This is a genomic window from Sphingomonas montanisoli, from assembly GCF_008274695.1.
Classification (GTDB): domain Bacteria; phylum Pseudomonadota; class Alphaproteobacteria; order Sphingomonadales; family Sphingomonadaceae; genus Rhizorhabdus; species Rhizorhabdus montanisoli.
On sequence record NZ_VTOU01000003.1, the window covers coordinates 859141 to 885719 of the forward strand.

Below are 26579 nucleotides of genomic sequence, written 5' to 3' on the forward strand. Positions count from 1 at the left end.
AGGCATTGGTCACGCCGCGAGAGGCAGCGGCTCCTCGTCCATCTGGACGCCGGGCGCGACGATCGCGGTCATCTCGCCCGATCGTTCGAGCTTGCCCCAGCGCAGGGCCGCCCCCGCCAGTGCCGAGAAGACCGCGCGTACCACGACCGCATAGAGCAGCTGGCGATAGCCGAAGCGCATCGCCAGCAGGCGGAGCGCGGGGAAGCGGGTTTCGCGCGCGTCGAGGCGGTAGGCGATCCAGCCACAGGCCAGATCGATCGCCGCAAAGGCCAGCCAGAAGCCCGCCATCGTCGCGAGGTCCGCCTGCATCGCGCCGAAGCCGTGATTGGCGACGCGCAACCCGGTGTCGATCAGGCTCGCGATCAGGGCGATATCGATGAAGGGCGAAACCAGACCGAAGCCGATCTGGAACAGCCACGCCTGCGGCATGCCATAACGGGCCAGGCCGTGCGGCTTGCCCTCGAACATCGCCGCACGATGCTTCCACAGGCATTGCAGCGTTCCGAACGCCCAACGGCGGCGCTGCTTGAACAAAGCGCCGAAGCTGTCGGGCGCTTCGGTCCACGCAATCGCATCGACATCGCACGCGACGCGCCAGCCGGCGCGCTGGATCGCGATCGTCAGATCCTGATCCTCGGCCAGCGTATCGTCGGGATAGCCGCCCACCTCGTCCAGCGCAGTGCGCCGCCATGCGCCGACCGCACCGGGCACGACCGTGATCGCATCGAGCGCCGAGAGCGCACACCGCTCCAGATTCTGCGCGGTGACATATTCGACCGACTGCCAGCGGGTGACGAGGTTGGTCGCATTGCCGATCTTGGCATTGCCCGCGACCGCGCCGATCGCCGGATCGGCGAACCAGCGGGTGAGTTTCGCGATCGTATCCGGCTCGAACTGGGTATCGGCATCGAGTGCCACGACCACATCGCCCTTCGCGATGCGCAGCGCCTGATTGAGCGCGCGCGCCTTCCCGCCATTTTCTAGGCAAAGCAAGGTCACGCGCGGATCGAACCCGAAGGCGCGCGATACGACTGCCGAGGTCGCATCCTTCGAACCATCGTCGATCACGATCACTTCGATGCGCGGGCCGTTGCTCGCCAGGATGCGGCGCACCGACGCCTCGATCACGCGCTCCTCGTTGAACGCGGGGATCAGCACCGAGACGAAGCTGGGCACCAGATGCGGCGCGGGATTCGGCACCACCGCCCGCTTAGCCGCCCGCACCGCAAGCGCGGTCAACGTGATCGAGCGCGCGATGCCGAGCAGGATCGCGACCAGAAACAGACCGCCGAGCGCCTTCCAGCCGTTGGACAGCCCGACGAACAACGCGCTCGCGCCGCCCGCCGCCGCCTTGTGCCCGTCAACCAGCGGCGGCATCGCGGCGTCGCGCGAAATGCCCGCCAGGGTCGAGACGGTGACGAGATCATAGCCGCGCGCGCGCAAGCCTTTGATGATCCGGGGCAGCGCCGCGACGGTCGCGCGGCGATCGCCGCCCGAATCGTGGAGCAGGACGATCTGGGTCGATTTGCCCGCATGGCCCGATTCGACCTGTTCGATCGTGCGACGAACGATCGCGTCGGCGCTCGTCCCCGCCCAGTCGAGCGGATCGACGTTCAGGCCGACCGACAGATAACCCATCTCCGCCGCGACCTTCGCCGCATGCAGTTCGTCGGGCCGATCGGGATCGGCGTCGCCCAGATAGGGCGCGCGGAACAGCCGCATCGAACGGCCGGTATGGCTCTCGACGATCCGCTGGGTCGCGTTGATCTCCAGCCGCACCGCCGCCTCAGGCAATTTGTCGAGATCGGGGTGCGTCATCGAATGGTTGCCGAGTTCGGATCCCTCGTCGACGATCCGGCGCAGCAAATCGGGCTCGCCCATCGCATTCGATCCGGTGACGAAGAAGGTCGCCGTCGCGCGGTGGCGCTTCAATATATCGAGGATCGCTGGAGTCCAGCGCGGATCGGGGCCGTCGTCGAAGGTCAACGCGACCTGACGGCGCTTATGCCCGGCGCGTTCGACCACATTGGTCGTCGGCAGGCTGTGATAGCGCGCGTCGCGGATCAGCCCGTCGGCTGCCGGCTCGGCCTTGCGGACACCGGCCGTCGCGAAGCTGGCGAGGCGCAGCACCTCCCCCTGCCCGTCGAGCGCGACCTTTTGATGCTCGATCGGCAGATGGCTGAGGTTGGGCACCTGCCCCGCAGGCGTATCGAGCGCCGCCCAAAAACCCGGATCCTCGCTGCCCAGCCGCCACAGCGCGACCCCGGCGGCGCCCGCACGCCGCGCGACCTGCAGCTCGTTCCAGCTCGCGACCGCATCGAGCAGCCAGACCTGATGGTGCACGCCGCCTTCAACATAGGCAAAGTGCGTGTTGCCGGTGGCGGGATCGAATGTCGGCAGCGCGTGCGCCTCGTCCGCCTTCTTCCACGCGGCCTCGACGGTCAGCGGCTTGGCCGGACCCTTGCCGTCCCAGTCATAGGCATAATTGCCCAGACCGACGATCAGCTTGGCCGGCCCGGCCGCCTTGATCGCTTCGGCCACGACGCGCGCGAACCACGGCTGCGACGCGATCGGCCCCGCTGCGCCATCGGGCCAATGTTCGTCATAGGCCATCAGCACCAGATGATCGGCCAGCGGCGCATAAGCCGCGAGATCCCACGCCGCATCGTCGGCGGGCACCGCAATGTCGACACGCCAGCCGCGTTCCGCGAAGCGCGCCTTCATCTCGGTCAGCAGCGTGCGATAGCCGCCATGCGCGGCGGCGGGCAGATCCTCCAGATCGAGCATCACACCGCCCGCCTTCTCGGCGACCAGGGCCGCCTCGATCTGGCCTATGAATCGTTTGCGCGCGACGGCATCGGCCACGAGCCCGGCAGTGCCGCGCCCATCCCACTGGCCGTCATCGCCGATATTCTGAACCATCAGCATCAGCCGCGGCGCCTTCGCGCGTCCGTCGAGCAAGGCGTGCAGCTTCGCGTCCGGCTCATAGGTCCAGCGATTGTCGCGCCCGTGCACCCGCGCCAGCCCCGCCGCGACCCAGTCGAGCGAATCGGCATGCGCCGCCAGCGTCCTCCGCCCCGCCTCGTCCCACGGCACATAGAAACCGATTCGCTCGCCGCGCGCCTCTGCGGCGGCATTCGCAGGCGCCCACGCGCCGCGCTCGATATCCATCGGCATCTTGGACGCCACCGCCTTCGCTCGCGTCGCATCCGCCGCCCGCAGCGCCGGCGCGACGTGACGTTCGGCGGCCAGCACCGCGATCGCGAGGAAAGCGGCGGCGGCGGCCAGCGCGAGGCCCAGCGCCCAAAGCGTTAACTTCGTCCGGCGCGCGCGACGGCCACTTGGATCGTGGAAAATCTGGAGATTCACGTGTGCCGCCACCGCTGTTGATCGCGGCGGCAGGTAAAGCGAAATGGATAACGAAGCTTTTACGCAGCCCTTCGACGATCGTTTGAGGGGCGCCTGTGGAAAAATACGCCGCTTTCCACTATGTGGCAGCGATGAATCACCCGATGCCTGCGAATATGTCGATCCCCGGCCCGATCGATCCCGTGCCTGTGCCCCGCGCGGTGCCGCTGCGCGCCGATGGCCGTATCGACCTGATCGGCCTTTCGCGCGACGATCTGCGCATGGCGCTGGAAACCGCGCAGCTCGAGCCGAAGCAGGCCAAGCTGCGCGCCAAGCAGCTCTGGTCGTGGATCTACAATCGCGGCGTCACCGATTTCGCGCTGATGACCGACATCGCCAAGGATATGCGCCTCTGGCTCGCCAACCGCTTCGCGGTGTCGCGGCCCGAAATCGTCGTCGCGCAGGTGTCCGAAGACGGCACGCGCAAATGGCTGCTCAAGACCGACGACGGCCACGATTACGAGATGGTGTTCATTCCAGACGCCGATCGCGGAACACTCTGCGTCTCGTCGCAGGTCGGCTGCACGCTCAACTGCCGCTTCTGCCACACCGGTACGATGAAGCTGGTCCGCAACCTCACGCCCGGCGAGATCGTCGGGCAGGTGATGCTCGCGCGCGATTCGCTGGGCGAATGGCCGTCGCAGCCCGAAGGCCGCATGCTCACCAACATCGTGCTGATGGGCATGGGCGAGCCGCTCTACAATTTCGACAATGTCCGCGATGCGCTGAAGATCACGATGGACGGCGACGGCCTCGCTTTGTCCAAGCGCCGCATCACCCTGTCGACCTCGGGCGTTGTGCCGACGATGGCGCGCGCGGGGGCCGAGATCGGCGTCAACCTCGCCGTCTCGCTCCACGCCGTCACCAAGGAAGTCCGCGACGAACTCGTGCCCCTCAACCGCAAATACGGGATCGAGGAGCTGTTGCAGGCGTGCGCCGACTATCCGGGCGCGAACAATGCGCGGCGCATCACCTTCGAATATGTGATGATCCGCAACAAGAATGACAGCGACGAGGATGCGCGCGAACTCGTCCGCCTGATCCGCAAGTACAAGCTGCCCGCCAAGGTGAACCTGATCCCGTTCAACCCGTGGCCCGGCACCGATTACGAATGTTCGGACGCGGACAGGATCGCGCGCTTTTCGGACATCGTGTTCAAGGGCGGCATCTCCGCCCCCGTCCGCACCCCGCGCGGCCGCGACATCATGGCGGCGTGCGGCCAGCTCAAGTCGGCGGCCGAGAAGAAGAGCCGCGCCGAGCTGGACCGCCTCGCGGCCGAGAAGCAGGCGGCGCTCGGATAATCGTCATCCCGGCGGAGGCCGGGATCTCGGGAGGCTCTCGCCTCCAGCTGCGCTCCCTGCATCCTGAAATTCCGGCCTCCGCCGGGATGACGGATATGAGAACGTAAACACCTCCAGACACAGTCGCGCTTCATCGCGAACGATTGCATAAACAACCGGGTGGCGGGTCTTGCCAGCGCCACATTTCCAGCGCTTATCTTGCCAGATCAGGGAGTAAGCCTCACCGATGTCCTTGTTCGAAAAATTCGCCGGCCACCTGTTCAAGCGCGGCCGTATCACCATCCACACCGCCGACGGCAAGACCTACAATCTGGGCGACGGTGATCCGGCGCTGAAGCCCGTCACGATCCGTTTCCTCGACAAAGGCGTGCCAGCCTATATCGGTCGTAACCCCCACCTCCACGCCGCCGAGGCGTTCATGGACGGTCGGCTGGTGATCGAGCAGGGCGACATTCGCGATCTGGTCGATCTGGTCCGCGCCAACGGCAAGTGGGAGGAAGGCCGCATCACGCTGCGCGGCACCTTCATGCACCACGCGAAAAATCTGATCGCGGGCAGCAAGCGCATCAACGACAGGGTGCGATCGAAAAAGAATGTCGCGCACCATTACGACCTGAACGATCGGCTCTACGATCTCTTCCTCGATCGCGACCGGCAATATAGCTGCGCCTACTTCACCGATCCCGCGAACGACCTCGATACCGCGCAGGCCGACAAGAAGGCGCATATCGCAGCCAAGCTGCACCTGAAGTCCGGGCAGAAGGTGCTCGACATCGGCTGCGGCTGGGGCGGGATGGCGCTCTATCTGAACCGCGTCGCCGACGTCGACGTGCTGGGCATCACCCTGTCCGAAGAACAGCTCAAGGTCGCCCGCCGCCGCGCCGAGGAAGCCGGCGTCGCCGATCGCGTAAAGTTCGAGCTGATCGACTATCGCAACCTCACCGGCACATTCGACCGGATCGTATCGGTCGGCATGTTCGAACATGTCGGCGTGCCGCATTATGAGGAATTCTTCCTCAAATGCCGCGATCTGCTCGCCACCGACGGCGTGATGCTGCTCCACACGATCGGGCGGCTCGGCGTGCCGGGCAAGACCGATGCGTTCACGCTCAAGTATATCTTCCCGGGCGGCTACAATCCGGCCTTGTCGGAGATCGTGGCGGCCAGCCAGGTCGCCAAGCTGATGGCGTCGGATGTCGAGATGCTGCGCATGCATTACGGCCACACGCTCGATCACTGGTACGACCGTACCGTGGCCGCGAAGGATGCGATCATCGCGCTCTATGACGAGCGCTTCTACCGGATGTGGACCTTCTACCTCTCCGGCGCGCGCGCGGCCTTCTTCCACGGTAATCTGTGCAACTATCAGATCCAGTATATCCGCGACCGCGCCACCCTGCCGATCACCCGCGATTATATGGCGGAGACGGAGAAGTGGTTGCCGCGCTGATCTGATCCGCTCACGCGGATAGGCGGCACCGGCCCGCTCCCCCACCCGGCCTCCCATAAGATACTACCGCTGGGAGGCCGGGTGGGGGAGCGGGCCGGTGCCGCCGCTGGTTCAGCTTTGCTGAACCAGCCAAAACTAAGCCCCGAACCCACCGTCGATCGTCTGCAGCGACCCGGTGATCATCGCCGCCGAGGGGCTGGCCAGGAATGCCGCATAATCGGCGATTTCCGATGCGTGGACGTGGCGCGGGATCGCCATGAAGCTGTGCATGTAATCGGACATCGGGCCGTCGGCGGGGTTCATGTCGGTATCGACCGGGCCGGGCTGGATCGAATTGACGGTGATGCCGCGCGCGCCGAAATCGCGCGCCAGGCCGCGCACCATCCCCTGCATCGCCGACTTGGTGAGCGCATAGGCCGCGCCACCCGCAAACGGAATCCGATCGCCATTGGTCGATCCGATCACGAGGATACGGCCATTGTCCGGCATCGTCCGCGCGGCTTCGACCGCGGCGAAATAAGGCGCCTTCACATTGACGTCGATCATCTCGTCGACTGCCTTGGGGTCAAGCGTCAGCGGATCGCCCAGCGCGAGCTTGCCTGCGTTGACGATCAGCACGTCGATCGGCCCCTGATCGGCGACCGCCTTGGTGAGCGCTGCGATATCGGCGCTGTCGACGCGGGTCGCGGTCGTGCCGGTTTCGGTGGCCAGCGCCTGCGCGGCGTCGGCCGATCCCGCATAGGTGAAGACGACATTCGCACCATCGGCGGCGAAGCGGCGGACGATCGCGGCGCCGATGCCGCGGCTGCCGCCAAGGACGAGGACTTTCTGGGAAGCTTTGGTGGTCATTTCGAAGTTCCTTTCAATTTCTATAGTGATCGCTATATAAGTCGCATGTGACGGTTGCAAGAGATTTATAGCGATGACTACAAAAAAAGTCGGAACGCGCGGACGCCCCCGCTCCTTCGATCCCGCAGCGGCGGTGGAAACGGCGCAGACATTGTTCCAGCAGCGCGGCTATGACGGGGTCGGCGTGGCCGATATCGGCAAGGCGCTGGGGATCACCCCGCCCAGTTTCTACAATGCATTCGGCAGCAAGGCGGCGCTCTTCGCGCAGGTGCTCGACAGCTATACGGCGGGCTATGGCCGCTTCGTGCCCGAGGCGCTGGAAGGGCCGGGCGACAGCGCCGACGCGGTCGATCGGCTGCTGGCCGAGGCCGCGTGCCGTTATGCGACGAAGGACGGGATTGCCGGTTGTCTGGTGATCGACGGGGTTCGCAACAGCAGCGATGCCGAGGCGCTGGCGATGATCGTGCGCCACAAGGCCGCGTCGCGCGACATGCTGAAGGCGCGATTCGCGCGCGAGCATCCCGAAAAGGCGGATGGCCTCGCCTCGATCGTGATCACCGCGCTCAACGGTCTGTCCGCCTCCGCCCGCGACGGCGCGAGCGAGGCCGAACTGATGCTGTCCGCCAAAGCCTTCGCCCGCGCCTTCCGTGAGGAGACGCGGGCGAGTGGTGGCCCGAGGGTTCGGGTATTGTAACTTACGTCACCCCCGCGCAGGCGGGGGCCTATCCAAAGCCTTCTCTCGTGAAGAGACCGGATAAATTCCCGCATTCGCGGGAATGACGAAAGTGGTTAGCGTTCGCCACGCCCCTTCCAGCCGCCACGCATCGCCTGACGCGCAGCCTGCTTTTCGGCGTCGCTCAGCTTGCCGTCCTTGTTCGTGTCGGCCTGGTCGAAGCGGGCGAGCGGGGCGGCCTGCGCTTCGGCGAGGCTGACCTTGTTGTCCTTGTTCGCATCGGCCTTCGCGAACCAGCGTTCGCCGAACATGCCGCCACCATGACCGCCGCGACCGAAGCGACCGCCGTGCATCTTGCCGTCCGGGCCATGCCCGCCGGGGCCGCGCATACCGTCACGGCCTTCGGGTTTCGCCGGCGGCGTGGTGAACTCGGCCTTCGAGATGTTGCCATCCTTGTTGGCGTCGAGCTTCGCGAACATGTCCGCGCGACGCTCGGCGCGGCGCGCTTCGAACTTCGCCTTCATCTCGGTGCGCATCTTTTCGCGGCCAGCGGCCATTTCGTCGCGCGTGACGAAGCCGTCCTTGTTGGCATCGATCATCTTGAAATGCGCGGCGACCATCGTCTGCACTTCGGCGCGGGTTTCGGGCATCTTCATCATGCCGTGGCCGGGGCGCGGCGGCGGCGCATCCTGTGCGATCGCAACCGCACCAACCGAAAGCGTCGCGGCCATCATGCCGCCGCCGATCATCAGCTTGGTGATCCTGTTCATCTCAAATCCTCTCAACTCATGCCGATCAGAACGCTTGGGAGGGGTGCCCCGATCCGATCTCATGATCCGATTTAAGACCTGATTCTTGCAGCATATGTCGGTGTTGAAATGTCCGGATCAGAGGCCAAGCGCGCTAAGCATCGGCGCCAGTTCGGTCCGCGCGGCCTCGATCTCCGCGCCGCTGAGCGTGCCATCGCGATTCCTGTCGGCGCGGTCGAAGCGCTGGCGCGCGGCGGCCTGCGCCTCCGCGAGCTGGAGCATGCCGTCGCCGTTCCGATCGACCTGCCCGAACATCATCTGCAGCATCCCTGCGGCAGCACCGTCCTGCGACACGTGGAGCTGCGGGCGGCCATCGGCGCCGATCGAATATTCGAAGGGCGCCGCACGCGCCGCCGTCGGCGACATGCCCAAGGCCCGCGCCGCCTCCGCCCGATCGATCGCGCCATCCTTGTTCGTGTCGCTGGCGGTGAAGCGCTGCGCGATCGCCTGTTCCATCGCGGCGCGGGTGCGCGGCACGCCGTCCGCCTGCGCGAGAAGCGGGGTCGCCGCCATCGCCATGACTGTCACAAAGATCGCCTTACGCATCACATAATCCTCATCAACCGGCGGCCGCGATGCCCCGTCTGGCCTGTATGCCGCTTGAACGGGGGCGGCCGGCGTGGCAAGGGCGCGCCGCGCCTGGCCTTTGGAGATTTGCAATGTCTGACATCAAGCGGGTCGTGCTCGCCTATTCGGGTGGCCTCGACACCAGCGTCATCCTGAAGTGGCTGAAGGAGACCTATCAGTGTGAGGTCGTCACCTTCACCGCCGATCTCGGCCAGGGCGAGGAGCTGGAGCCCGCGCGGGCCAAGGCCAAGCTGATGGGCATCAAGGACGAGCATATCTTCATCGACGATCTCCGCGAGGAGTTCGTGAAGGACTATGTGTTCCCGATGATGCGCTCGAACGCGCTCTATGAGGGGCTGTATCTGCTCGGCACCTCGATCGCGCGCCCGCTGATCGCCAAGCGCCAGATCGAGATCGCGAAGATGGTCGGCGCCGACGCGGTGTCGCACGGCGCGACCGGCAAGGGCAACGATCAGGTCCGCTTCGAACTCGGCTATTATGCGCTCGCGCCCGATATCAAGGTGATCGCGCCGTGGCGCGAATGGGATCTGACCAGCCGCACCCGCCTGATCGAATATGCCGAGCAGCACCAGATTCCGGTGCCCAAGGACAAGCGCGGCGAATCGCCCTTCTCGACCGACGCGAACCTTCTTCACACCTCGTCCGAAGGCAAAGTGCTCGAGGATCCGTGGGATGAGGTGCCCGATTACGTCTATTCGCGCACCGATAACCCGGAAGACGCGCCCGACACGCCCGAAGTCATCACGATCGACTTCGAACGTGGCGACGGCGTCGCGATCAACGGCGAGGCCCTGTCGCCCGCCATGCTGCTCACCAAGCTCAACGAGCTGGGCAAGCGCCATGGCATCGGCCGGCTCGATCTGGTCGAGAATCGCTATGTCGGCATGAAGTCGCGCGGCATGTACGAAACGCCCGGCGGCACGATCTATCACCTCGCCCATCGCGGGATCGAGCAGATCACGCTCGATCGCGGCGCCGCGCACCTGAAGGACGAGCTCGCGCCGCGTTATGCCGAGCTGATCTACAACGGCTTCTGGTTCTCGCCGGAGCGCGAGATGCTCCAGGCCGCGATCGATTACAGCCAGGAAAAGGTGACGGGCACCGTCCGGCTCAAGCTCTACAAGGGCAGCGTGATCGTGACGGGCCGCAAGTCGCCCTACACGCTCTATTCGGAAAAGGTCGTCACCTTCGAAGACGACGCCGGCGCCTATGACCAGCGCGACGCCGCGGGCTTCATCAAGCTCAACGCCCTGCGCCTGCGCCTTCTGGGTCGTCGCGACGGGCGGTAACCCACTCTAAAATCCTCCCCCGCCAGGGGGAGGTGTCAGCGCAAGCTGACGGAGGGGGAGGACGGCGAGCAACTCATTGGGGTCGTCGTCCTCCCCCTCCGTCGCCTTCGGCGCCACCTCCCCCTGGCGGGGGAGGATTAAGTTGAAGCCCAACGATATCGATCGGGAAGCGGTAATAATGGCCGGTGTTGAGCCGGCCAGCCGCTTCCAGTTCCTTCACGAACACGTCGCCCTTGTCATAGGCCCACGGCCCCCCGCGCACGAGCCAGATGGTCGGCGCGGCGCGGCTTACCTTGTCCCTCGCTATGCCACGCAGATGCGCCTGATCGAGTGACGGCACGCCGCGCGATCCGCTGACATACCAGCTGCCCGGCGGCGGATTGAGCACGGGCACTTCGCCGGGGATCGGCCGCGTCTGCAGCGGCAGCCCCAGATCGCGCACCGCCCGATCGAACGGCAAGGCGCTCTCGTTCGGATAGGCATAGACGAGGTCGCCCGGTTTCGCGCGCGCACCGACCCAGCGCGCCGCGGCATACCAGTCCTCCTGCGGCCGATTGGCGATCCGCGCGTCGACATCGGCCGTCCCCTGATCGACCAGCAAATAGATGGCGGCGGCCCATAACAGCCACTTCACCTTGCCCGCATAGCCGCCCGCGCCGATCCCGATCAGCACCATCGCCGGCACCGCCAGCGCGGTCATCGTGCGGATGATGAACACCGGCGCGACCGTCGCCGACAGGATCAGCGACACCGCAACGGGGAAGATCGCCAGGATCAGCAGCGCGCCCGCAATCCGCCGCCCGGCCGGCACCTTGCGCACCCGCCACAGCGCCGCCAGCACCAGCAGCGCCACGGCCGCGCGCAGCCCGTCGCCATTGCCGGTCCAGATCAGGGTCACGCGCCGCCACAGGTTCGCGGTCGAGAATTTGAGCCACGTCGCCTTGATCCACATCGGCGCCTGATCGAGCAGGATCACCAGCGCCGGACTCCACACCAGCAGCACGATCGCGTGCCCGCCGACGAGCCAGCCCCAGTCGCGTGGCGTTCGCGGCCACGCGACGACCAGCAGCGCCAACCCCATCGCGGCGGCATAAAGCGGCCCCATATTGTGGAGCCACAGCATCAGCGCCGAACAGGCCAGATAGGCCGCATAAGGCACGCCCTCCAAGCGTCCGCGCGCCGCGATCCGCATCAACGCCCAGATGCCCAGCGCATAGGCCATGATCATCAGCGGATAGGGCCGCACCTCGCGCGCCATCTCGACCAGCACCGGCGACACCGAAGCCGCCGCCAGCGCCGAGACCGCGATCAGCCCCGCGCGATCGGCCAGCCCGCTCGCCCGCGCGGCGTCACGCGCCGCCAGCGCCACCACCGGCAGCGCGATCGATCCCGCCACGACGCCGAGCGACCGATGCCCCAGCAACCCGTCGCCCACGATCAGGGTCCAGCCGCGCAGCAGCGAATAATAGAATGGCGGATGCGTCTCGTACGCCGGCACCACGGCCCACAGGAAATGCCAGCCCTTCGACGCGGCATAGGCGCTGTACGCCTCGTCGAGCCACATCGGCTCGTCGGTCAGCCCCCAGGCGCGCACGCCGATACCGAACAACAGGATGACGAAACCGACGAGAAGCCAGCGATTGCGGAGCGAAAGCATGGCCGGGCCTATGCCACCGGCGGAAAAGGAAGGACAGGGCCGGCGGGGGCTGGTCGAGCGGGCCGACCCTGTCCAGCCGGGCGCGTCAGGATCCGTCGCGCATGACGGCTGCCGTCGGATTGGGGGACGATGACAGCCCGACCCCGACGTTGTTGCCCGGTTGCATCGTGGTAAGCCCGCCGCCGATCGGTTCGGAGTCGGGGAATCTACTGTGGTGCGGGTGGTATGTTCAGCCCGCGATGGACCGCAGGCCGCGCGAGCCCGCGATCGAGCCACGCGGCGACGTTCCGGAACTGCGCATAATCGACCAGATCGCCCGCCTCGTAGAAATTGACGAGGTTCCGGACCATGCCGAGCATCGAGATATCGGCGATCGTGAAGGCATCGCCCACGAACCAGTCGCGCCCCGCCAGATGCACGTCCATCACGCCCAGCAGGCGCTTGCTCTCCGCCGCGTAGCGATCGCGCGGGCGCTTGTCCTCCCAATCCCTGCCGTCGAACTTCACGAAGAAGCCGAGTTGCCCGAACATCGGCCCGACCCCGCCGACCTGAAAGAACACCCATTGCAGCGCCTGCCAGCGATCGGCCGGGTTCGCGGGCAACAGCTTGCCGACCTTGTCGGCCAGATAGACCAGGATCGCGCCCGATTCGAACAAGGGCATCGGCGTGCCGCCCGGCCCGTGCGGATCGAGGATCGCCGGGATCTTCCCATTGGGATTGATCGCCAGATATTCGGCCGTCTTCTGGTCGCCCTTGGCGAAATCGATCCGGTGCACCTCGTAAGGCAGCCCGATCTCCTCGAGCATGATCGATATCTTCACCCCGTTGGGGGTGGGGAGTGAATAGAGCTGGAGCCGATCCGGATGCTGCGGCGGAAAGCGCTTCGTGATCGGGAAGGCGTCGAGGGGCTGAGGCATGAGCGCGACTCCTGTGCGGACATCGTCTTAGCTAGGAACTCGATCCGCAGTTCCAACCCGGTCGTCATCCCCGCGCAGGCGGGGACCCATCCGGTCTCATCGCAAGCGAAGCACGTCCGACAGACCCTCGCCTGCGCGCGGGAGACGCCAGAAGATGCTAGGCCGCCTGCTCGAGCGCCTCGCTGGCTTCCAGCCATTCTGCCTCGATCGCGTCGCGTTCTTTCGCCACGTCGGCGCGCAGCTTCATCAGCTCGGTCGTCGTGCGCTTCGAATCGGCGGGGGTCGCCGTCTTGGGATCGAACAGGGCGCGGTCGATTTCGGACAGGCGCTGCCCCAATGTCGCGATCTTCTGCTCCATCGCCTTGACGGTGCTGCGTAAGGCCTGTGCCTTGTCGCGGGCCTGCGCGGCCGCCTTCTTGTCCTTCTTCGCGCCTTTGCCGCCCTCGCTCTTCGGCGCTTTGCCCAGGATCAGATCGGTATAGTCCTCCAGGCTGCCGGCAAATTCCTTCGCGGTGCCGCCGTCGACCAGGACGAGGCGATCGGCGGTCAGCTCGATCATGTGGCGATCGTGGCTGACGATCACGACGGTGCCCTTGTAACCGTTGAGCGCCTGCACCAGCGCCTCACGCGCGTCGACGTCCAGGTGGTTGGTCGGTTCGTCGAGGATCAGCATGTGCGGCGCATCGCGGGTGATGAGCGCGAGCGCAAGGCGGGCGCGTTCGCCGCCCGAAAGCTTGCCGACCTTCTGCGTCGCGCGGTCACCCGAAAAGCCGAAGCGGCCAAGCTGCGCGCGCACCGCCGCCGGGGTCATCCCCTTCATGATCCGGGTCATGTGCTCCAGCGGCGTATCGTCGCGGTCGAGTTCCTCGACCTGATATTGCGTGAAATAGCCGACCCGCATCTTGCCCGATGACGCCATCGCGCCATCCATCGGCTTGAGCTGCGCCGCCAGCAGGCGCGCCAGCGTGGTCTTGCCGTTGCCGTTGCGGCCGAGCAAGGCGAGCCGATCGTCGGGATCGATGCGCAGGTTGAGCCGCTGCAGGATCGGCGTGTCGCCATAGCCCACGCTCGCCAGATCGAGCGTGATCAGCGGCGGGCGCAGTTCCTCGGGATCGGGGAAGTCGAACGACAGGCTCGGATCCTCGGCAAGTGCTGCGATCGGCTGCATCTTGGCGAGCATCTTCTGGCGCGACTGCGCCTGCTTGGCTGTCGAGGCACGCGCCGAATTGCGCGCGATATAGTCCTGCAGCTTGGCGCGCTGGACATCCTGGTTCGCCCGGGCCGCGGCCAGCTGCGCCGCGCGCTCGGCCCGCTGCCGCTCGAAGCTGTCATAGCCGCCCGCATAGAGCGTGGTCTTGCCGCCTTCGAGGTGGAGGATGTGGTCGACCACGTTGTTGAGCAGATCGCGTTCGTGGCTGATCACCACGATCATCCCCGGATAATCCTGCAGGAAGTTTTCGAGCCACAACGTCGCTTCGAGATCGAGGTGGTTCGAAGGCTCGTCGAGCAGCAGCAGATCGGGGTTGGAGAACAGCAAAGACGCGAGCGCGACGCGCATCTTCCAGCCGCCCGAATAGCCGTCGAGCGGACGCCCCTGCATCTCCTCGTCGAAACCCAGGCCGACGAGGATCGTCGAGGCGCGCGACGGCGCAGTATAAGCGTCGATCGCGTCGAGTCGCTCGTAAATGTCGCCCATCCGGTCGGGATCCTCGACCGTCTCGGCCTCCGCCAGCAACGCGGCGCGCTCGGCATCCGCCGCCAGCACCGCCTCGATCGGCGTGGTCGTGCCCGACGGCGCTTCCTGCGCGATATAGCCGACACGCAGCCCCTTGGGCTTGTCCATCTCGCCATCATCGGGCTCGAGCTGGCCGATCATCACCTTCATCAACGTCGACTTGCCGGCGCCGTTGCGGCCGATCAGGCCCACCTTGGATTTGGGCGGCAAAGCGGCCGACACGCGATCGAGGATCGTGCGTCCCCCAAGACGGACCGTCAGATTCGAGAAATTGAGCATGGCGCGCCCGTAGCAGGCGCACGCGCGCGAGAAAACCATCCCGTGCTGCGGTGCCGCAATTAGCTTGACATTGGCATATTTGTTCTATATATGTTCTAATCAGATCCTCCCCTGGAAGGGGAGGGGGACCACTCGCGTAGCGAGTGGTGGAGGGGTAGTTCGCCACATGCTGCACGGCCCGAAGTCGACTCAGAAGCGTTCGGCCAAACTCCGGCAGACCATGAGCCTGCCTGAAGTGCTGCTATGGCAGGAACTCCGGAAGCAGCCGCGCGGCAGTCGGTTTCGGCGCCAGCATCCGGCCGGGCCATATTCGCTCGATTTCTTTTCCGCCCGTCATCGCCTTGCGATCGAGATCGATGGGGAGGCGCATGCTCGCGGCAATCAATCGGCGCGCGATGCCGTTCGCGACCGCTGGTTGAGCAAACAAGGCATAAAGGTGCTCCGCATTCCTGCGGTCGAGATATTGTCCAATTTGGAAGCCGTGCTTCTCCACATCCTAGTCTGCGTTCGCGGCGAATACCCCTCCACCGCTGCGCGGTCCCCCTCCCCCTCCGGGGGAGGATCGAGATCGCTGCAATAATGTAATAGCGTGATAATTCGGGGATTGGGGGAAACAGAGGCATGCGAATCTGGCTGGCATTATGGGCCATCGCGATGGGCTTTATGCCCACGATCGCGCCGGCGGCGGAGCCGGGCGCCGCGCCGATTCCCGCCCCGGTCGCGGCGCTTGCCGGCTGCTGGGGTGGCCGGGGCGAGGTGATGGGCAAATCGGTGTCGATCACGGTCCACGCCGCGCCGATCGTGCTCGACGCGATGATGGCGGTCGATGCCGACAGTGTGGCCACCGCCGATCCGAACGATCGCTATGCCGCGCACCTGATCTTCGGCGGCGCTGGCGATCCGCAAAAGGCGCCGGCAAGCGTGATCATGGGCTATTGGACCGACAGCTTCGGGGGCACCTTCGCCGCAGCCGGAAATGGTGAAGTCCGCGCCGACGGTTTCGACATGACCTATGCCTATCCCGACGACGCCTTCGTGAATCGCTGGCGGATGAAAGGGGATGCGTTGTCGTGGCAGATCGTGGCGCGCGATGCGAACGGCGTCGAAAAGCCCTTCGCCAGTTATGCGCTTCAAAAAGCCGCCTGCGCGTCTTCTGCGAAGCCCTGACCAAAGGCCACAAAAGCCACAACCATTGTGGCTTTCGCTCGGCCTAACCTTTCTTGCCCCCGGAAAACCGGCCCGCAGGCTTGAAGCCATAACCTTTATCTCTTTATGTCGGCGCCACCGATAAGACCCAAGGGGAGCCTCATGTCCGATATCTATCCCGTGCCCGCAGAATGGGCTGCGAAGGCCAAGGTGACGAAGGCGGATTATGAGGCGGGGCATGCCCGCTCGCTCGACGATGCGGATGCCTTCTGGCTGGAAAAGGCGCAGCGGCTTGACTGGCTGACCTTCCCGACCAAGGCCGACGAAAGCAGCTTCGACGAAGCCGACTTCCAGGTGAAGTGGTTCGCCGACGGGCAGCTCAACGTCGCCGCCAACTGCCTCGACCGGCATCTGGCCGAGCGCGGCGACCAGATTGCGATCATCTGGGAACCCGACGTCCCGACCGAAGAGCCGAAGCGCTTCACATACAAGCAGGTTCACGCCGAGGTCTGCCGCTTCGCCAATGTCCTGAAGGGCCAGGGCGTGAAGAAGGGCGATCGCGTCACCGTCTATATGCCGATGATCCCCGAGGCGGCGTTCGCTTTGCTCGCCTGCGCGCGGATCGGGGCGATCCATTCGGTCGTGTTCGGCGGGTTCAGCCCCGAGGCGCTCGCGGGCCGCATCACCGATTGCGACTCGACCGTCGTCGTCACCGCCGACGAAGGGCGGCGCGGGGGCAAGCATGTCCCGCTCAAGGCCAATGTCGATGCCGCAGCCGCGCACACGCCCTGCCTCAAGAGCGTGATCGTCGTGAAGGCGACCGGCGGCACGATCGCGATGCAGGACGGCCGCGACATCTGGTATCACGAGGCCGCCGCGACCGTATCCGCCGACTGCCCGATCGAGCCGATGAACGCCGAGGATCCGCTGTTCATCCTCTACACCTCGGGCTCCACCGGAAAGCCCAAGGGCGTGCTCCACACCACCGGCGGCTATCTGCTGTGGGCGGCGATGACGCATGAGGCGGTGTTCGATTATCGCCCCGGCCAGATCTACTGGTGCGCGGCCGATATCGGCTGGGTCACTGGCCACACCTATATCGTCTATGGCCCGCTCGCGAATGGCGGCACCACCCTGATGTACGAAGGCGTCCCTAACTGGCCCGATGCCAGCCGCATCTGGCAGGTGGTCGATCGCCACGATGTCGAGATCATCTTCACTGCCCCCACGGCGCTGCGTGCGCTGATGAAGGACGGTGACGACTTCGTTGCGAAAACATCGCGCAAGTCCCTCAAGCTGCTCGGCACGGTCGGCGAGCCGATCAACCCCGAGGCGTGGCGCTGGTATCACGACGTGGTCGGCGAGGGCCGCTGCCCGATCGTCGACACCTGGTGGCAGACCGAGACCGGCGGCGCGATGATCACCCCGCTGCCCGGCGCGATCGACCTCAAGCCCGGTTCGGCGACCAAGCCCTTCTTCGGCGTCGAGCCGCAGATCGTCGATGCCGACGGCAAGATTCTGGAGGGCGCGACCGAGGGCAATCTCGTCATCGCGCGCAGTTGGCCGGGGCAGATGCGCACCGTCTGGGGCGATCACGAACGCTTCTTCCAGACCTATTTCTCGACCTATCCCGGCAAATATTTCACCGGCGACGGCTGCCGCCGCGACGAGGACGGCTATTACTGGATCACCGGCCGGGTCGATGACGTCATCAACGTCTCGGGCCACCGGATGGGCACCGCCGAGGTCGAATCGGCGCTCGTCCTCCACCCCAAGGTCGCCGAGGCCGCGGTCGTCGGCTTCCCCCACGACATCAAGGGCCAGGGCATCTACGCCTACGTCACCCTGAACGCCGGCGAGGAATCGAGCGAGCCGCTGCGCAAGGAATTGCGCGACTGGGTCCGCACCGAGATCGGCCCGATCGCGACCCCCGACGCGATCCAGTTCGCCCCCGGCCTGCCCAAGACCCGATCCGGCAAGATCATGCGCCGCATCCTGCGCAAGATCGCCGAGGGCGACACGTCCTCGCTCGGCGACACCTCGACGCTGGCCGATCCTTCGGTCGTCGACGATCTGGTCGCGAACCGGGTCGGGTAATCTTCTTATCCTCCCCCGCCAGGGGAGGTGTCAGCGCTAGCTGACGGAGGGGGAGGATACGGTACGCTAATTTGTCGCCGTCCTCCCCCTCCGTCGCCTTCGGCGCCACCTCCCCCTGGCGGGGGAGGATCGAAAAGTGGGCAATAGTTCGTTACGGAACCGGAGCGCATCGGCTATCGTTTGCGCTCCATATCCGTCAGCCTGAGGGCAGTCCGAATGACCGACAGCGTCCGTTACAACGGCACCGCGCGCCTCCTTCACTGGACGATCGCGGTGCTGATCATCGTCAATCTGATCCTCGGCATCGGCCATGATCCGTTGGGCGAGATTCTGCCCGCGATGCCGATCCACAAGTCGATCGGTCTGACCGTGCTGGCGCTCAGCCTGTTCCGGCTCGTCTGGCGCCTCACCCACACCCCGCCGCCCCTCCCCGTCTCGGTCGCTGGGTGGGAGAAGGGCGCAGCGCATGCGATGCATTGGCTGCTCTACGCGCTGATGATCCTGCTGCCGCTGTCGGGCTGGATCATGTCGTCGGCAGGCACGCGGCCGCTTCAGTGGTTCTGGCTGTTCGACGTACCCAAGTTCGACGTCGCAAAGGGCGACGCGATCGTCGGCCTGTCAGGCGGCGGCCACGGCCTGATGGGCTATGCGATGATCGCGCTGCTGATCGGCCATATCGGCGCTGCGTTGCGCCATCACTTCCTGCTGAAGGACGACGTGCTGCGGCGGATGCTGCCCTAAGCTGGCAAGCGCATCAGCCCTTCCTGGGTGGTCGTCGCGATCAGGCGGCCGTCGCGGGAGAAAATATGACCGCGGTTCATGCCGCGCCCCTGCCCGGCCGACGCGCTGTCGCTGACGTAGAGCAGCCAGTCCTCGATGTTCACGTCCTGATGGATCCACAGGCCATGATCGAGGCTGGCAACATGCGCACCCTTCTTCAGCCGGCTGCGGTGCGGGCCGATGCACGCATTCACCAGGAACAGATCGGATGCGTAGGCCAGCAGGATGCGGTGCCAGCTCTGATCGGCGGGCACGTCGCGGCATCGGAACCACATCGCCTGTTCGGCGGGGCCGTCCTCGCGCTGGAAGGGCTGGCAGCCGGTGATCGGATGGACGTCGATCGACGTGATCCGCCGCAGCATCGATTCACGCATCGATGCGGGCGCCTGTTCGGCCGCCGCGCGTTGGACATCCTCCAGGCTCGGCAGCGCTTCGGGCGGGGGCACGTCGGGCATCTGGGGCTGGCGCCACGACCCCGGCTCGGGCGCGTGGAACGACGCCATCATCGTCAGGATCGGCTTGTCATTCTGATGCACCACGACGCGCCGGCTGCTGAACGCCCCGCCATCGCGATCGCGCGCCACCTCAACCTTGATCGGCGTATCGAACGCGCCGCCGCGCAGGAAATAAGCGTGGAGCGAATGGACCGGGCGATCGGCGGGCACCGTCAGGGTCGCGGCGCTCAGCGCCTGCGCGATCACCTGCCCACCGAAAAGCGTGAACCAGCCGTCATTGGTCGTGCGCCCTTCGAACAGGTCCGGTCCGACCGCGTTCATCGTCAGCGCGCCGATCAGTTCGTTCATGCATTCCTCCCGTTACCCCGTCCTTAGGCGGCGGGACACAAAACTGAAATGGATTCTGCTGAAGCTTCCAGCGAGGCGTTCGCACTTGACTTGGGGGCACCCCCCTCCCAAGGCTCGCGGCCCTTCCAAAACCCTTTTAAAAAGGCTGTTCCCGTGTCTGATGTGCCTGAAATCGCCCTCACGCTTCCCGATGGTTCGGTGCGTAAGGTCGCGACCGGCACCACCGCGGGGCAGATTGCCGCCGCGATCGGGCCGGGCCTTGCCAAGGCAGCGCTGGCCGCGCGCGTCGATGGCGAGCTGCGCGATCTCGATCGCCCGATCGAGGCCGATGCGACGTTGTCGCTCGTAACCGCGAAGGACGAGGCCGACGCGCTCGAACTCGCGCGCCACGATTATGCGCACGTCCTGGCCGAAGCGGTGCAGGCGCTGTTTCCGGGCACGCAGATCACCTTCGGCTCATCGACCGACGACGGCTTCTACTACGACTTCGCGCCGAAGGATCGCCCCTTCACCGAGGAGGATCTGCCCGCGATCGAGGCGGAGATGCGCAAGATCATCGCCGCCAACAAGCCGCTGCGCCGCGAAGAATGGAGCCGCGAGCAGTTGATCAGCCGCTGGAAGCAGCAGGGCGAAAGCTTCAAGGCCGAATGGGCCGCAGAGCTTCCCGGCGACGAGCCGCTGACGGTCTATTGGTCGGGCGACGACTGGCTCGACATGTGCCGCGGCCCGCATCTGCCCGCGACCGGCAAGCTCGATCCGGCGGCGTTCAAGCTGACGCGCGTTTCAGGCGCCTATTGGCGCGGCGATCAGAAGAACGCGATGCTCAGCCGCATCTACGGCACCGGCTGGCTCAACAAGAAGCAGCTCGACGCGCATCTGACGCGGCTGGAAGAAGCGGCCAAGCGCGATCACCGCAAGATCGGGGCGGAGATGGACCTGTTCCACCTCCAGTCCGAAGCGCAGGGGTCGGTCTTCTGGCACCCCAAGGGCTATGCGATCTGGCGCGTGCTGGAGGCCTATATGCGCCGCCGCCTCGATGGCGCCGGCTATGTCGAGGTCAAGACGCCGCAGCTGATGGACGCGCGCCAGTGGGAGCAGTCCGGCCACTGGGGCAAATATCGCGAGAATATGTTCGTGGTGCCCGACGAGGTGCCGAACACCGAGGAGGAAGGCCCGGTCCTGACCGGCGAAGGCGACCTGATGGCGCTCAAGCCGATGAACTGCCCGGCGCATATCCTGATCTTCAAACAGGGCATCACCAGCTATCGCGACCTGCCGATCCGCATGGCCGAGTTCGGCTGCTGCCACCGCAACGAAGCGCATGGCGCGCTGCACGGCATCATGCGCGTTCGCCAGTTCACGCAGGACGATGCGCATATCTTCGTGCGCGCCGATCAACTGGTCGAGGAAGTCCGGCTTTTCTGCGACTTGCTCGATAGCATCTACAAGGATCTCGGCTTTGACAGCTATGCGATCAAGCTGGCGCTGCGCCCCGAAAAGCGTTTCGGCAGCGAAGAGATGTGGGACTGGGCCGAACAGTCGCTGCGCGATGCGGTCGCCGCGACCGGACGTGCGACGCCCGAATTCGGCTGGGAGGAGCTGGAGGGCGAAGGCGCCTTCTATGCGCCGAAGCTGGAGTTCCACCTGACCGACGCGATCGGCCGGACGTGGCAGTGCGGCACGCTGCAGACCGACACGGTCCTGCCCGAACGACTCGACGCGGCTTATGTCGGCGAGGATGGCGCTCGCCATCGCCCGATCATGCTCCACCGCGCAATCCTGGGCACGTTCGAACGCTTCATCGGCATTTTGATCGAACATCATGCCGGCCGCTTCCCCGTATGGCTGGCGCCGGTGCAGGCGGTGGTCGCGACGATCGTGTCGGACGCGGACGGCTATGCGGCGGACGTCGCAGCCAAGCTGGCGGCGGCGGGCATCCGCGTCGAAACCGATCTGCGCAACGAGAAGATCAACTACAAGGTGCGCGAACACAGCCTGGCCCGCGTGCCTGCTCTGCTGGTCGTCGGGCGGCGCGAGGCGGAGGAAGGCACCGTCGCGGTCCGCCGTCTGGGCAGCGAAGGCCAGACGATCATGACCGTCGACGAAGTGATCGCCGCCCTCAAGGCCGAGGCCACACCGCCCGATCTGCGGACCGCCTGATCGGCTCTACCGCAGTGCAGCGAGGAAAGGCCCGAAAATTCGGGCCTTTCCCATCTTTTAAAAGCCTGCGCGAAAGCCTATATCGCCCGGCGTCCAGAAGTTTCGACAGGAGAAGAACCTATACGTCCCCCCATGATGCGCCGCCCCCTGGGGCAGCCGCCGATGCCGCTCAACGGCCCCCGATTCAATGAGTTCATCCAGTCCCAGAAGGTCCGGGTGATCGATGAGAACGGCGAAAATCTGGGCGTGATGTATACGCGCGAGGCGATGGAGCAGGCCCAGTCGGTCGGGCTCGATCTTGTCGAGGTTTCTCCGAACGCCGATCCGCCCGTCGCCAAGTTCCTCGATGTGGGCAAGTTCAAGTACGAGGCGCAGAAGAAGGCGAACCTCGCCCGCAAGACCCAGAAGACGCAGGAGATCAAAGAGATCAAGATGCGTCCGAACATCGACGATCATGATTATGATACGAAGATGAAGAAGATCCACGAGTTCATCGAAGAGGGCGACAAGGTCAAGGTCACCCTGCGCTTCCGCGGTCGTGAACTTGCACATGGTCAGCTCGGCATGCAGGTGCTGCAGCGGGTTCAGGTCGACATGGCCGAAACCGCGAAGGTCGAGCAATATCCGCGCATGGAAGGCCGTCAGATGCTGATGGTCATCGCGCCAAAGAACTGATCTTCGATCCAGCGGCACGCCTCGTCTCTTCCGTCATCCCAGCGAAATCTGGGATCTCTGGAGAGTCGCGGTGCGCTGGAGCTGGATGAGATCCCAGCTTTCGCTGGGATGACGATTCAGGGAATGGCGACCCGCAGCGCGAGTCGTCCGTCGATCCATCGGAACCCAAATCCGAGCGCGAGAAACAGCGCTGCGATCCCCACGACATATCCGGCTACACCCCAGCCCACACGATCCGGATTGAGGAAGAAATAGGGATACCAGCCGGTGATGGAGCCCATCGCCATCGTCCAGCCGCAATAGCCGAGCGGATAGATCAGCCAACGCCACGGCCCAGCGCGATCGACATCGCCATGCGGGCCGAACCACAGCCAGCCGACGATCCACAACCCCGGCACCAGCTGGTGCGCGAGCAGATTGCCCCACCAGCCGACGGCGTCGAACTTCTGATGTCCGGCGAGCAGCGCCTGAAACACCAAGGCGACGACCAGGATATAGACGGTCAGCGCCGCCCGCGTCCCCGCCGCGCTCGCCCAGCGATGGAGCCGGCCATGGCCTGTCACCATGCAAATCGAGGCGAGCAGGATCAGCGTGTTGGTCTGGATCGTGAAGAAGCTGACATAATGCGCACTCTGGATCAGCGGGCGATCGGGGTGCTGCGACAGCGCCCAGAGATATTCGAGGACCAGCCCCAACGCCGCAAGGATCGCTAGCGCACCATGCGCGACCCGCGACAGGCTCACGCAGGCGGCTGCCACAGTTCGATCGGATTGCCTTCGGGATCGTGGATCCGCGCGAAGCGGCCGGTTTCGGGCGCGTCCCATTCGGCCCGCGTCTCAACCGCGATGCCGGCGGCCGTCAGCGACGCGATCAGTTCGTCGATCCCCTCGACCCGCAGGTTGAGCATATGCTGCTTGTCGGCCGGGAAATAATCGGTGTCCGCCTTGAACGGCGCGAAGACGACCGGCCCTGCCTGGATGCGCCAGAACCAGTCGGACGGATCGTCGCCACCATCGCCGCTGCACCCCGCGCCGACGTTCAGATGATCCTTATACCATTTGGACAGCGCGTCGGGATCCTTCGCCCGGAAGAAGATGCCGCCGATCCCGAGCACGCCCATCCGCTTTCTCCTTAAGCCGCCCGCTTCGCCGAAGCCGGCCCCGCGGCATCGAGCAGCAGCCGTTCGAGCGTCTTGAGGCGCGACTGGCTGCCGATCTTGTCGCCGGTCAGATCGGTTATGTAGAAAACGTCGACCGCGCGTTCGCCATAGGTCGCGATATGCGCCGAGTGGATCGTCACCTTCGCCTGGAACAGCGCGTGCGACAGCGCATGAAGCAGAGCGGGGCGATCGCGGGCATTGACCTCTACCACGGTGTAGCGGTTTGACGCGCGATTATCGATCAGCACGTTGGGCTCGATCGAGAAGGCATCGGCGCGCGGGCGCGACAGTGGCTTGGCGGCGAGGCGATCGGCCATGCGATTGCGGTTGGCGAGCGCGTCCTCGATCGCGATCGCGAGCCGCTTCATCCGATTATCCTCATCGAAGGGCTGACCGAACGGGTCCTGCACGACGATATTGTCGATCGCCATCCCGTCGCGCGTCGTGTGGATGCGCGCGTCGATGATGCCCGCGCCCGCCAGATGAATCGCGCCCGCTATCCGGTAGAACAGGCCCGGATGGTCGCCCGCATAGATGGTGACGAGGGTCGCGCCGCTATCGGACTGTGGCATCGCGACGATCGCAAGCGAGCGGCCATCGCCATCGGCATCCGCGATCTGTCGGGCGTTCCGTTCGAGCACGTCGATGCTTTCGGCGACCCAATAGCTTTCGGGGAAACGCGCGGTGTAGCTGGCCATCAGATCGGCGGGCCAACCGAGCCGTTCGGCCAGTGTCGTCTGCTTGACGGCGACACGCTCGCGCCGGCCGGTCTGCTTGTGGCCAAGGCGGAGGACTTCCTCCGCCGCTTCATACAGATCGCCGAGCAGCTGGCGCTTCCAGCTGTTCCACACGCCGGGGCCGACCGCGCGGATATCGACGACCGTCAGGCACAACAGCAGGCGCAGGCGCTCGGGGCTCTGCACCCGCTCAGCGAAGTCGAGGATCGTCTTGAAGTCGGACAGATCGCGCTTCATCGCGGTGTCGGACATGATGAGATGATAGCGCACGAGCCAGGCGACCGTCTCGGTTTCCGCAGGCGTCATGCCGAAGCGCGGACACAGTTTTTCGGCCACCTCCGCGCCCAGCACGCTGTGATCGCCGCGCCGACCCTTGGCGATGTCGTGGAGCAGGATCGCGACGTAGAGAACGCGGCGCGACACGATCTGGTGGATGATCACCGATGCGATCGGATGATCCTCACGCAATTCGCCCTTTTCAATCTGCGCCATCAGCCCGATCGCGCGGATCGAATGTTCGTCGACCGTGTAATGGTGGTACATGTCGAACTGCATCTGCGCGACGACACGGCCGAAATCGGGAACGAAGCGACCGAATACGCCAGCCTCGTTCATCCAGCGAAGCACCGTTTCCGGATCGTTGCGCGACGCGAGGACATCGAGGAACAGCGCATTGGCGCGGGGATCGCGGCGCACTTCGTTGTCGATCAGCCGCACGTCGCGCCCGGCTGCGCGCATCGTGAGCGGGTGGATCTCCAGCCCATGCTTGTCGGCGAGCGCGAAGAGCTGAATCAACCGCACCGGATCCTGCGCGAAGAAATCGTCGGACGGGATCGCCAGCCGTCCGCGATCGAGAACGAATCCGTCGAGCTTGGTCGGCTTGCGGCGCAGACTGGGCAAACCGAAGCGGCGGCCCTTGCCGGCGAAGCTTTCGTCGATATGCGCCAGGAAGATCGCGGTCAGATCCCCCACCCGCTTCGCCATCAGGAAATAATGCTGCATGAAGCGTTCGACCGCCGACTTTCCGGGTCGGTCGGCATAGCGCATGCGCCGCGCCAGTTCGGGCTGCAGATCGAAGGTCAGCCGCTCCTCGGCGCGCTTCGCGATGATGTGGAGGTGGCACCGCACCGCCCACAGGAAATTCTCGGCCTGCTGAAACTGGCGCAGTTCGGTGCGGGTCAGCAGCCCCTTTTCGACCAGTTCGGGGACCGAGCGCACCTGATAGGCATATTTGCCGATCCAGAAGAGCGTGTGGAGATCGCGCAGACCACCTTTGCCTTCCTTGAGATTCGGCTCGACCACATAGCGACTGTCGCCCATCCTCTTGTGCCGGTCGTTCCGTTCGACGAGCTTTTCGGTGACGAAGGCGCGCGCCGTGCCCGACACGACCTCCTTGTCGAACAGGCGCGCGGCCTGATCGTAGAGATCGGTATCGCCCCAGACGTAACGCCCTTCGAGCAAGGCGGTGCGGATCGTCAGGTCCGACTTCGCCATGCGCACCATCTCGTCGAGCGAGCGCGACGAATGGCCCACCTTCAGCGCCAGATCCCAGAAGGAATAGAGCATCGATTCGATGACCTGTTCCGACCAGCTCGTCTGCTTCCAGGGGGTGAGGAACGCGATGTCGACGTCCGAATGGAGCGCCATCTCCCCGCGCCCATAGCCGCCGACCGCGACGAGGGTCAGCCGCTCGGCGGCACTGGGATTGTTGAGCGGATACAGCCGCTCGATCGTGAAATCGTGGATCAGGCGAATGATCTGATCGGTCAGGAAGGCGTAGGCCGACGCCGCCTCGGTCCCGCGCCCCGGACTGTCCTCCAGCCGGCGTGCGATTTCGGCGCGGCCAGCCTCCAGCGCGGTGCGGAGGATCGGGGTCGCCGCGTTGCGCATATCCGATGCGCCACCCTTATTCGGCAGGTTGGCAAGCGCATCGGCGACATCGCGCCGATCGATGATCGCGCGGCGCTGCGGCAGGGCATCGAAACGGGAGGCCATGCAGCGGACATAGGGGCGATTCGGTTACGTCTCAATCGTCATCCCAGCGAAAGCTGGGATCTCAGGAGAGTC

Annotated in this window: 21 protein-coding genes; 10 read left to right on the top strand and 11 right to left on the bottom strand. The window is 65.4% G+C overall.

Annotated elements, in window-relative coordinates; all coding sequences use genetic code 11:
* Window positions 1-9 precede the first annotated feature (9 nt).
* On the bottom strand, window positions 10-3369 hold the full coding sequence (locus tag FYJ91_RS15410; protein WP_149523132.1) for a trifunctional glycoside hydrolase family 18/polysaccharide deacetylase/glycosyltransferase family 2 protein: 3360 nt from the start codon (window positions 3367-3369) through the stop codon (window positions 10-12).
* A gap of 131 nt (window positions 3370-3500) precedes the next feature.
* Here FYJ91_RS15410 and rlmN point away from each other — a divergent pair, with 131 nt between their 5' ends.
* A complete protein-coding gene (gene rlmN / locus FYJ91_RS15415) occupies window positions 3501-4709 on the top strand; it encodes a dual-specificity RNA methyltransferase RlmN (protein ID WP_181008548.1) in 1209 nt (402 codons plus the stop codon).
* Window positions 4710-4935: 226 nt separating this feature from the next.
* On the top strand, window positions 4936-6159 hold the full coding sequence (locus FYJ91_RS15420) for an SAM-dependent methyltransferase (protein ID WP_149523133.1): 1224 nt from the start codon (window positions 4936-4938) through the stop codon (window positions 6157-6159).
* 135 nt (window positions 6160-6294) lie between these two features.
* Here FYJ91_RS15420 and bdcA read toward each other — a convergent pair whose 3' ends face one another.
* Window positions 6295-7008: an SDR family oxidoreductase gene (gene bdcA / locus FYJ91_RS15425; protein ID WP_149523134.1), complete on the bottom strand. Its 714-nt coding sequence runs from the start codon at window positions 7006-7008 to the stop codon at window positions 6295-6297.
* Between the two features lie 73 nt (window positions 7009-7081).
* Between bdcA and FYJ91_RS15430 the strand changes: the two genes are divergently transcribed.
* The gene (locus tag FYJ91_RS15430) at window positions 7082-7702 is read left to right on the top strand and encodes a TetR/AcrR family transcriptional regulator (protein WP_149523135.1); all 621 of its coding nucleotides are present in this window, start codon (window positions 7082-7084) and stop codon (window positions 7700-7702) included.
* Between the two features lie 95 nt (window positions 7703-7797).
* Here the strand turns inward: FYJ91_RS15430 and FYJ91_RS15435 are convergent, their stop codons facing one another.
* Complete coding sequence (locus FYJ91_RS15435) at window positions 7798-8451, bottom strand: calcium-binding protein (RefSeq protein ID WP_246152651.1); 654 nt, start codon at window positions 8449-8451, stop codon at window positions 7798-7800.
* A 117-nt stretch (window positions 8452-8568) separates the two neighbouring features.
* The gene (locus tag FYJ91_RS15440; RefSeq protein WP_149523136.1) at window positions 8569-9036 is read right to left on the bottom strand and encodes an EF-hand domain-containing protein; all 468 of its coding nucleotides are present in this window, start codon (window positions 9034-9036) and stop codon (window positions 8569-8571) included.
* A 113-nt stretch (window positions 9037-9149) separates the two neighbouring features.
* On the opposite strand from FYJ91_RS15440, the gene FYJ91_RS15445 reads away from it, so the two are divergent.
* The gene (locus FYJ91_RS15445) at window positions 9150-10367 is read left to right on the top strand and encodes an argininosuccinate synthase (RefSeq protein WP_149523137.1); all 1218 of its coding nucleotides are present in this window, start codon (window positions 9150-9152) and stop codon (window positions 10365-10367) included.
* A gap of 73 nt (window positions 10368-10440) precedes the next feature.
* Here the strand turns inward: FYJ91_RS15445 and FYJ91_RS15450 are convergent, their stop codons facing one another.
* From FYJ91_RS15450 to FYJ91_RS15460, 3 genes are all read right to left on the bottom strand, one after another.
* A complete protein-coding gene (locus FYJ91_RS15450) occupies window positions 10441-12024 on the bottom strand; it encodes a glycosyltransferase family 39 protein (RefSeq protein WP_149523138.1) in 1584 nt (527 codons plus the stop codon).
* 206 nt (window positions 12025-12230) lie between these two features.
* Window positions 12231-12941 (bottom strand): glutathione S-transferase family protein, encoded by a 711-nt coding sequence (locus FYJ91_RS15455; protein ID WP_149523139.1) that lies wholly within the window; start codon window positions 12939-12941, stop codon window positions 12231-12233.
* A gap of 157 nt (window positions 12942-13098) precedes the next feature.
* Window positions 13099-14955, bottom strand: coding sequence for an ABC-F family ATP-binding cassette domain-containing protein (locus tag FYJ91_RS15460; RefSeq protein WP_149523140.1), 1857 nt, complete (start codon window positions 14953-14955; stop codon window positions 13099-13101).
* A 220-nt stretch (window positions 14956-15175) separates the two neighbouring features.
* Here FYJ91_RS15460 and FYJ91_RS15465 point away from each other — a divergent pair, with 220 nt between their 5' ends.
* The 4 genes from FYJ91_RS15465 to FYJ91_RS15480 all read left to right on the top strand — a co-directional run bounded on the left by FYJ91_RS15465 (window position 15176) and on the right by FYJ91_RS15480 (window position 18939).
* On the top strand, window positions 15176-15535 hold the full coding sequence (locus FYJ91_RS15465; protein WP_246152679.1) for an endonuclease domain-containing protein: 360 nt from the start codon (window positions 15176-15178) through the stop codon (window positions 15533-15535).
* A gap of 41 nt (window positions 15536-15576) precedes the next feature.
* On the top strand, window positions 15577-16122 hold the full coding sequence (locus tag FYJ91_RS15470; protein ID WP_149523142.1) for a hypothetical protein: 546 nt from the start codon (window positions 15577-15579) through the stop codon (window positions 16120-16122).
* Window positions 16123-16263: 141 nt separating this feature from the next.
* On the top strand, window positions 16264-18198 hold the full coding sequence (gene acs, locus FYJ91_RS15475; protein ID WP_149523143.1) for an acetate--CoA ligase: 1935 nt from the start codon (window positions 16264-16266) through the stop codon (window positions 18196-18198).
* A gap of 216 nt (window positions 18199-18414) precedes the next feature.
* Window positions 18415-18939 (top strand): cytochrome b, encoded by a 525-nt coding sequence (locus tag FYJ91_RS15480; protein WP_149523144.1) that lies wholly within the window; start codon window positions 18415-18417, stop codon window positions 18937-18939.
* On the opposite strand, the gene FYJ91_RS15485 is transcribed toward FYJ91_RS15480, so the two are convergent.
* Window positions 18936-19781 carry an acyl-CoA thioesterase gene (locus FYJ91_RS15485; protein WP_149523145.1) on the bottom strand — a complete coding sequence of 282 codons (846 nt, stop codon included), beginning with the start codon at window positions 19779-19781 and terminating at the stop codon, window positions 18936-18938. The two genes, FYJ91_RS15480 and FYJ91_RS15485, sit on opposite strands and share 4 nt — an antisense overlap.
* Window positions 19782-19829: 48 nt before the next feature.
* On the opposite strand from FYJ91_RS15485, the gene thrS reads away from it, so the two are divergent.
* Together thrS and infC are read left to right on the top strand one after the other, a co-directional pair.
* Window positions 19830-21941, top strand: coding sequence for a threonine--tRNA ligase (gene thrS, locus FYJ91_RS15490; RefSeq protein WP_149523146.1), 2112 nt, complete (start codon window positions 19830-19832; stop codon window positions 21939-21941).
* Window positions 21942-22073: 132 nt separating this feature from the next.
* Entirely contained in the window at window positions 22074-22616 is a 543-nt protein-coding gene (gene infC / locus FYJ91_RS15495) for a translation initiation factor IF-3 (protein ID WP_149523147.1), read from the top strand.
* A 116-nt stretch (window positions 22617-22732) separates the two neighbouring features.
* Here the strand turns inward: infC and FYJ91_RS15500 are convergent, their stop codons facing one another.
* From FYJ91_RS15500 to FYJ91_RS15510, 3 genes are read right to left on the bottom strand one after another with little or no spacing between them, the layout of a single operon-like run.
* Window positions 22733-23359, bottom strand: a complete 627-nt coding sequence (locus FYJ91_RS15500) for a Pr6Pr family membrane protein (RefSeq protein WP_149523148.1) — start codon at window positions 23357-23359, stop codon at window positions 22733-22735.
* The gene (locus FYJ91_RS15505) at window positions 23356-23736 is read right to left on the bottom strand and encodes a VOC family protein (protein WP_149523149.1); all 381 of its coding nucleotides are present in this window, start codon (window positions 23734-23736) and stop codon (window positions 23356-23358) included. The genes FYJ91_RS15500 and FYJ91_RS15505 overlap by 4 nt, the downstream gene beginning before the upstream one ends.
* An 11-nt stretch (window positions 23737-23747) precedes the next feature.
* Window positions 23748-26507: a [protein-PII] uridylyltransferase gene (locus FYJ91_RS15510; RefSeq protein ID WP_149523150.1), complete on the bottom strand. Its 2760-nt coding sequence runs from the start codon at window positions 26505-26507 to the stop codon at window positions 23748-23750.
* Window positions 26508-26579: the final 72 nt, after the last annotated feature.

Bases quoted from the DNA above. Each gene is read 5' to 3' on its own strand.
- FYJ91_RS15485 (WP_149523145.1), bottom strand. From the start codon at position 19,781: ATGAACGAACTGATCGGCGCGCTGACGATGAACGCGGTCGGACCGGAC.
- infC (WP_149523147.1), top strand. From the start codon at position 22,074: ATGATGCGCCGCCCCCTGGGGCAGCCGCCGATGCCGCTCAACGGCCCC.
- thrS (WP_149523146.1), top strand. From the start codon at position 19,830: ATGGATTCTGCTGAAGCTTCCAGCGAGGCGTTCGCACTTGACTTGGGG.
- FYJ91_RS15510 (WP_149523150.1), bottom strand. From the start codon at position 26,507: ATGGCCTCCCGTTTCGATGCCCTGCCGCAGCGCCGCGCGATCATCGAT.
- FYJ91_RS15455 (WP_149523139.1), bottom strand. From the start codon at position 12,941: ATGCCTCAGCCCCTCGACGCCTTCCCGATCACGAAGCGCTTTCCGCCG.
- FYJ91_RS15440 (WP_149523136.1), bottom strand. From the start codon at position 9,036: ATGCGTAAGGCGATCTTTGTGACAGTCATGGCGATGGCGGCGACCCCG.
- FYJ91_RS15465 (WP_246152679.1), top strand. From the start codon at position 15,176: ATGAGCCTGCCTGAAGTGCTGCTATGGCAGGAACTCCGGAAGCAGCCG.
- FYJ91_RS15460 (WP_149523140.1), bottom strand. From the start codon at position 14,955: ATGCTCAATTTCTCGAATCTGACGGTCCGTCTTGGGGGACGCACGATC.
- FYJ91_RS15505 (WP_149523149.1), bottom strand. From the start codon at position 23,736: ATGGGCGTGCTCGGGATCGGCGGCATCTTCTTCCGGGCGAAGGATCCC.
- rlmN (WP_181008548.1), top strand. From the start codon at position 3,501: ATGAATCACCCGATGCCTGCGAATATGTCGATCCCCGGCCCGATCGAT.
- bdcA (WP_149523134.1), bottom strand. From the start codon at position 7,008: ATGACCACCAAAGCTTCCCAGAAAGTCCTCGTCCTTGGCGGCAGCCGC.
- acs (WP_149523143.1), top strand. From the start codon at position 16,264: ATGTCCGATATCTATCCCGTGCCCGCAGAATGGGCTGCGAAGGCCAAG.
- FYJ91_RS15450 (WP_149523138.1), bottom strand. From the start codon at position 12,024: ATGCTTTCGCTCCGCAATCGCTGGCTTCTCGTCGGTTTCGTCATCCTG.
- FYJ91_RS15480 (WP_149523144.1), top strand. From the start codon at position 18,415: ATGACCGACAGCGTCCGTTACAACGGCACCGCGCGCCTCCTTCACTGG.
- FYJ91_RS15420 (WP_149523133.1), top strand. From the start codon at position 4,936: ATGTCCTTGTTCGAAAAATTCGCCGGCCACCTGTTCAAGCGCGGCCGT.
- FYJ91_RS15435 (WP_246152651.1), bottom strand. From the start codon at position 8,451: ATGAACAGGATCACCAAGCTGATGATCGGCGGCGGCATGATGGCCGCG.
- FYJ91_RS15445 (WP_149523137.1), top strand. From the start codon at position 9,150: ATGTCTGACATCAAGCGGGTCGTGCTCGCCTATTCGGGTGGCCTCGAC.
- FYJ91_RS15430 (WP_149523135.1), top strand. From the start codon at position 7,082: ATGACTACAAAAAAAGTCGGAACGCGCGGACGCCCCCGCTCCTTCGAT.
- FYJ91_RS15470 (WP_149523142.1), top strand. From the start codon at position 15,577: ATGCGAATCTGGCTGGCATTATGGGCCATCGCGATGGGCTTTATGCCC.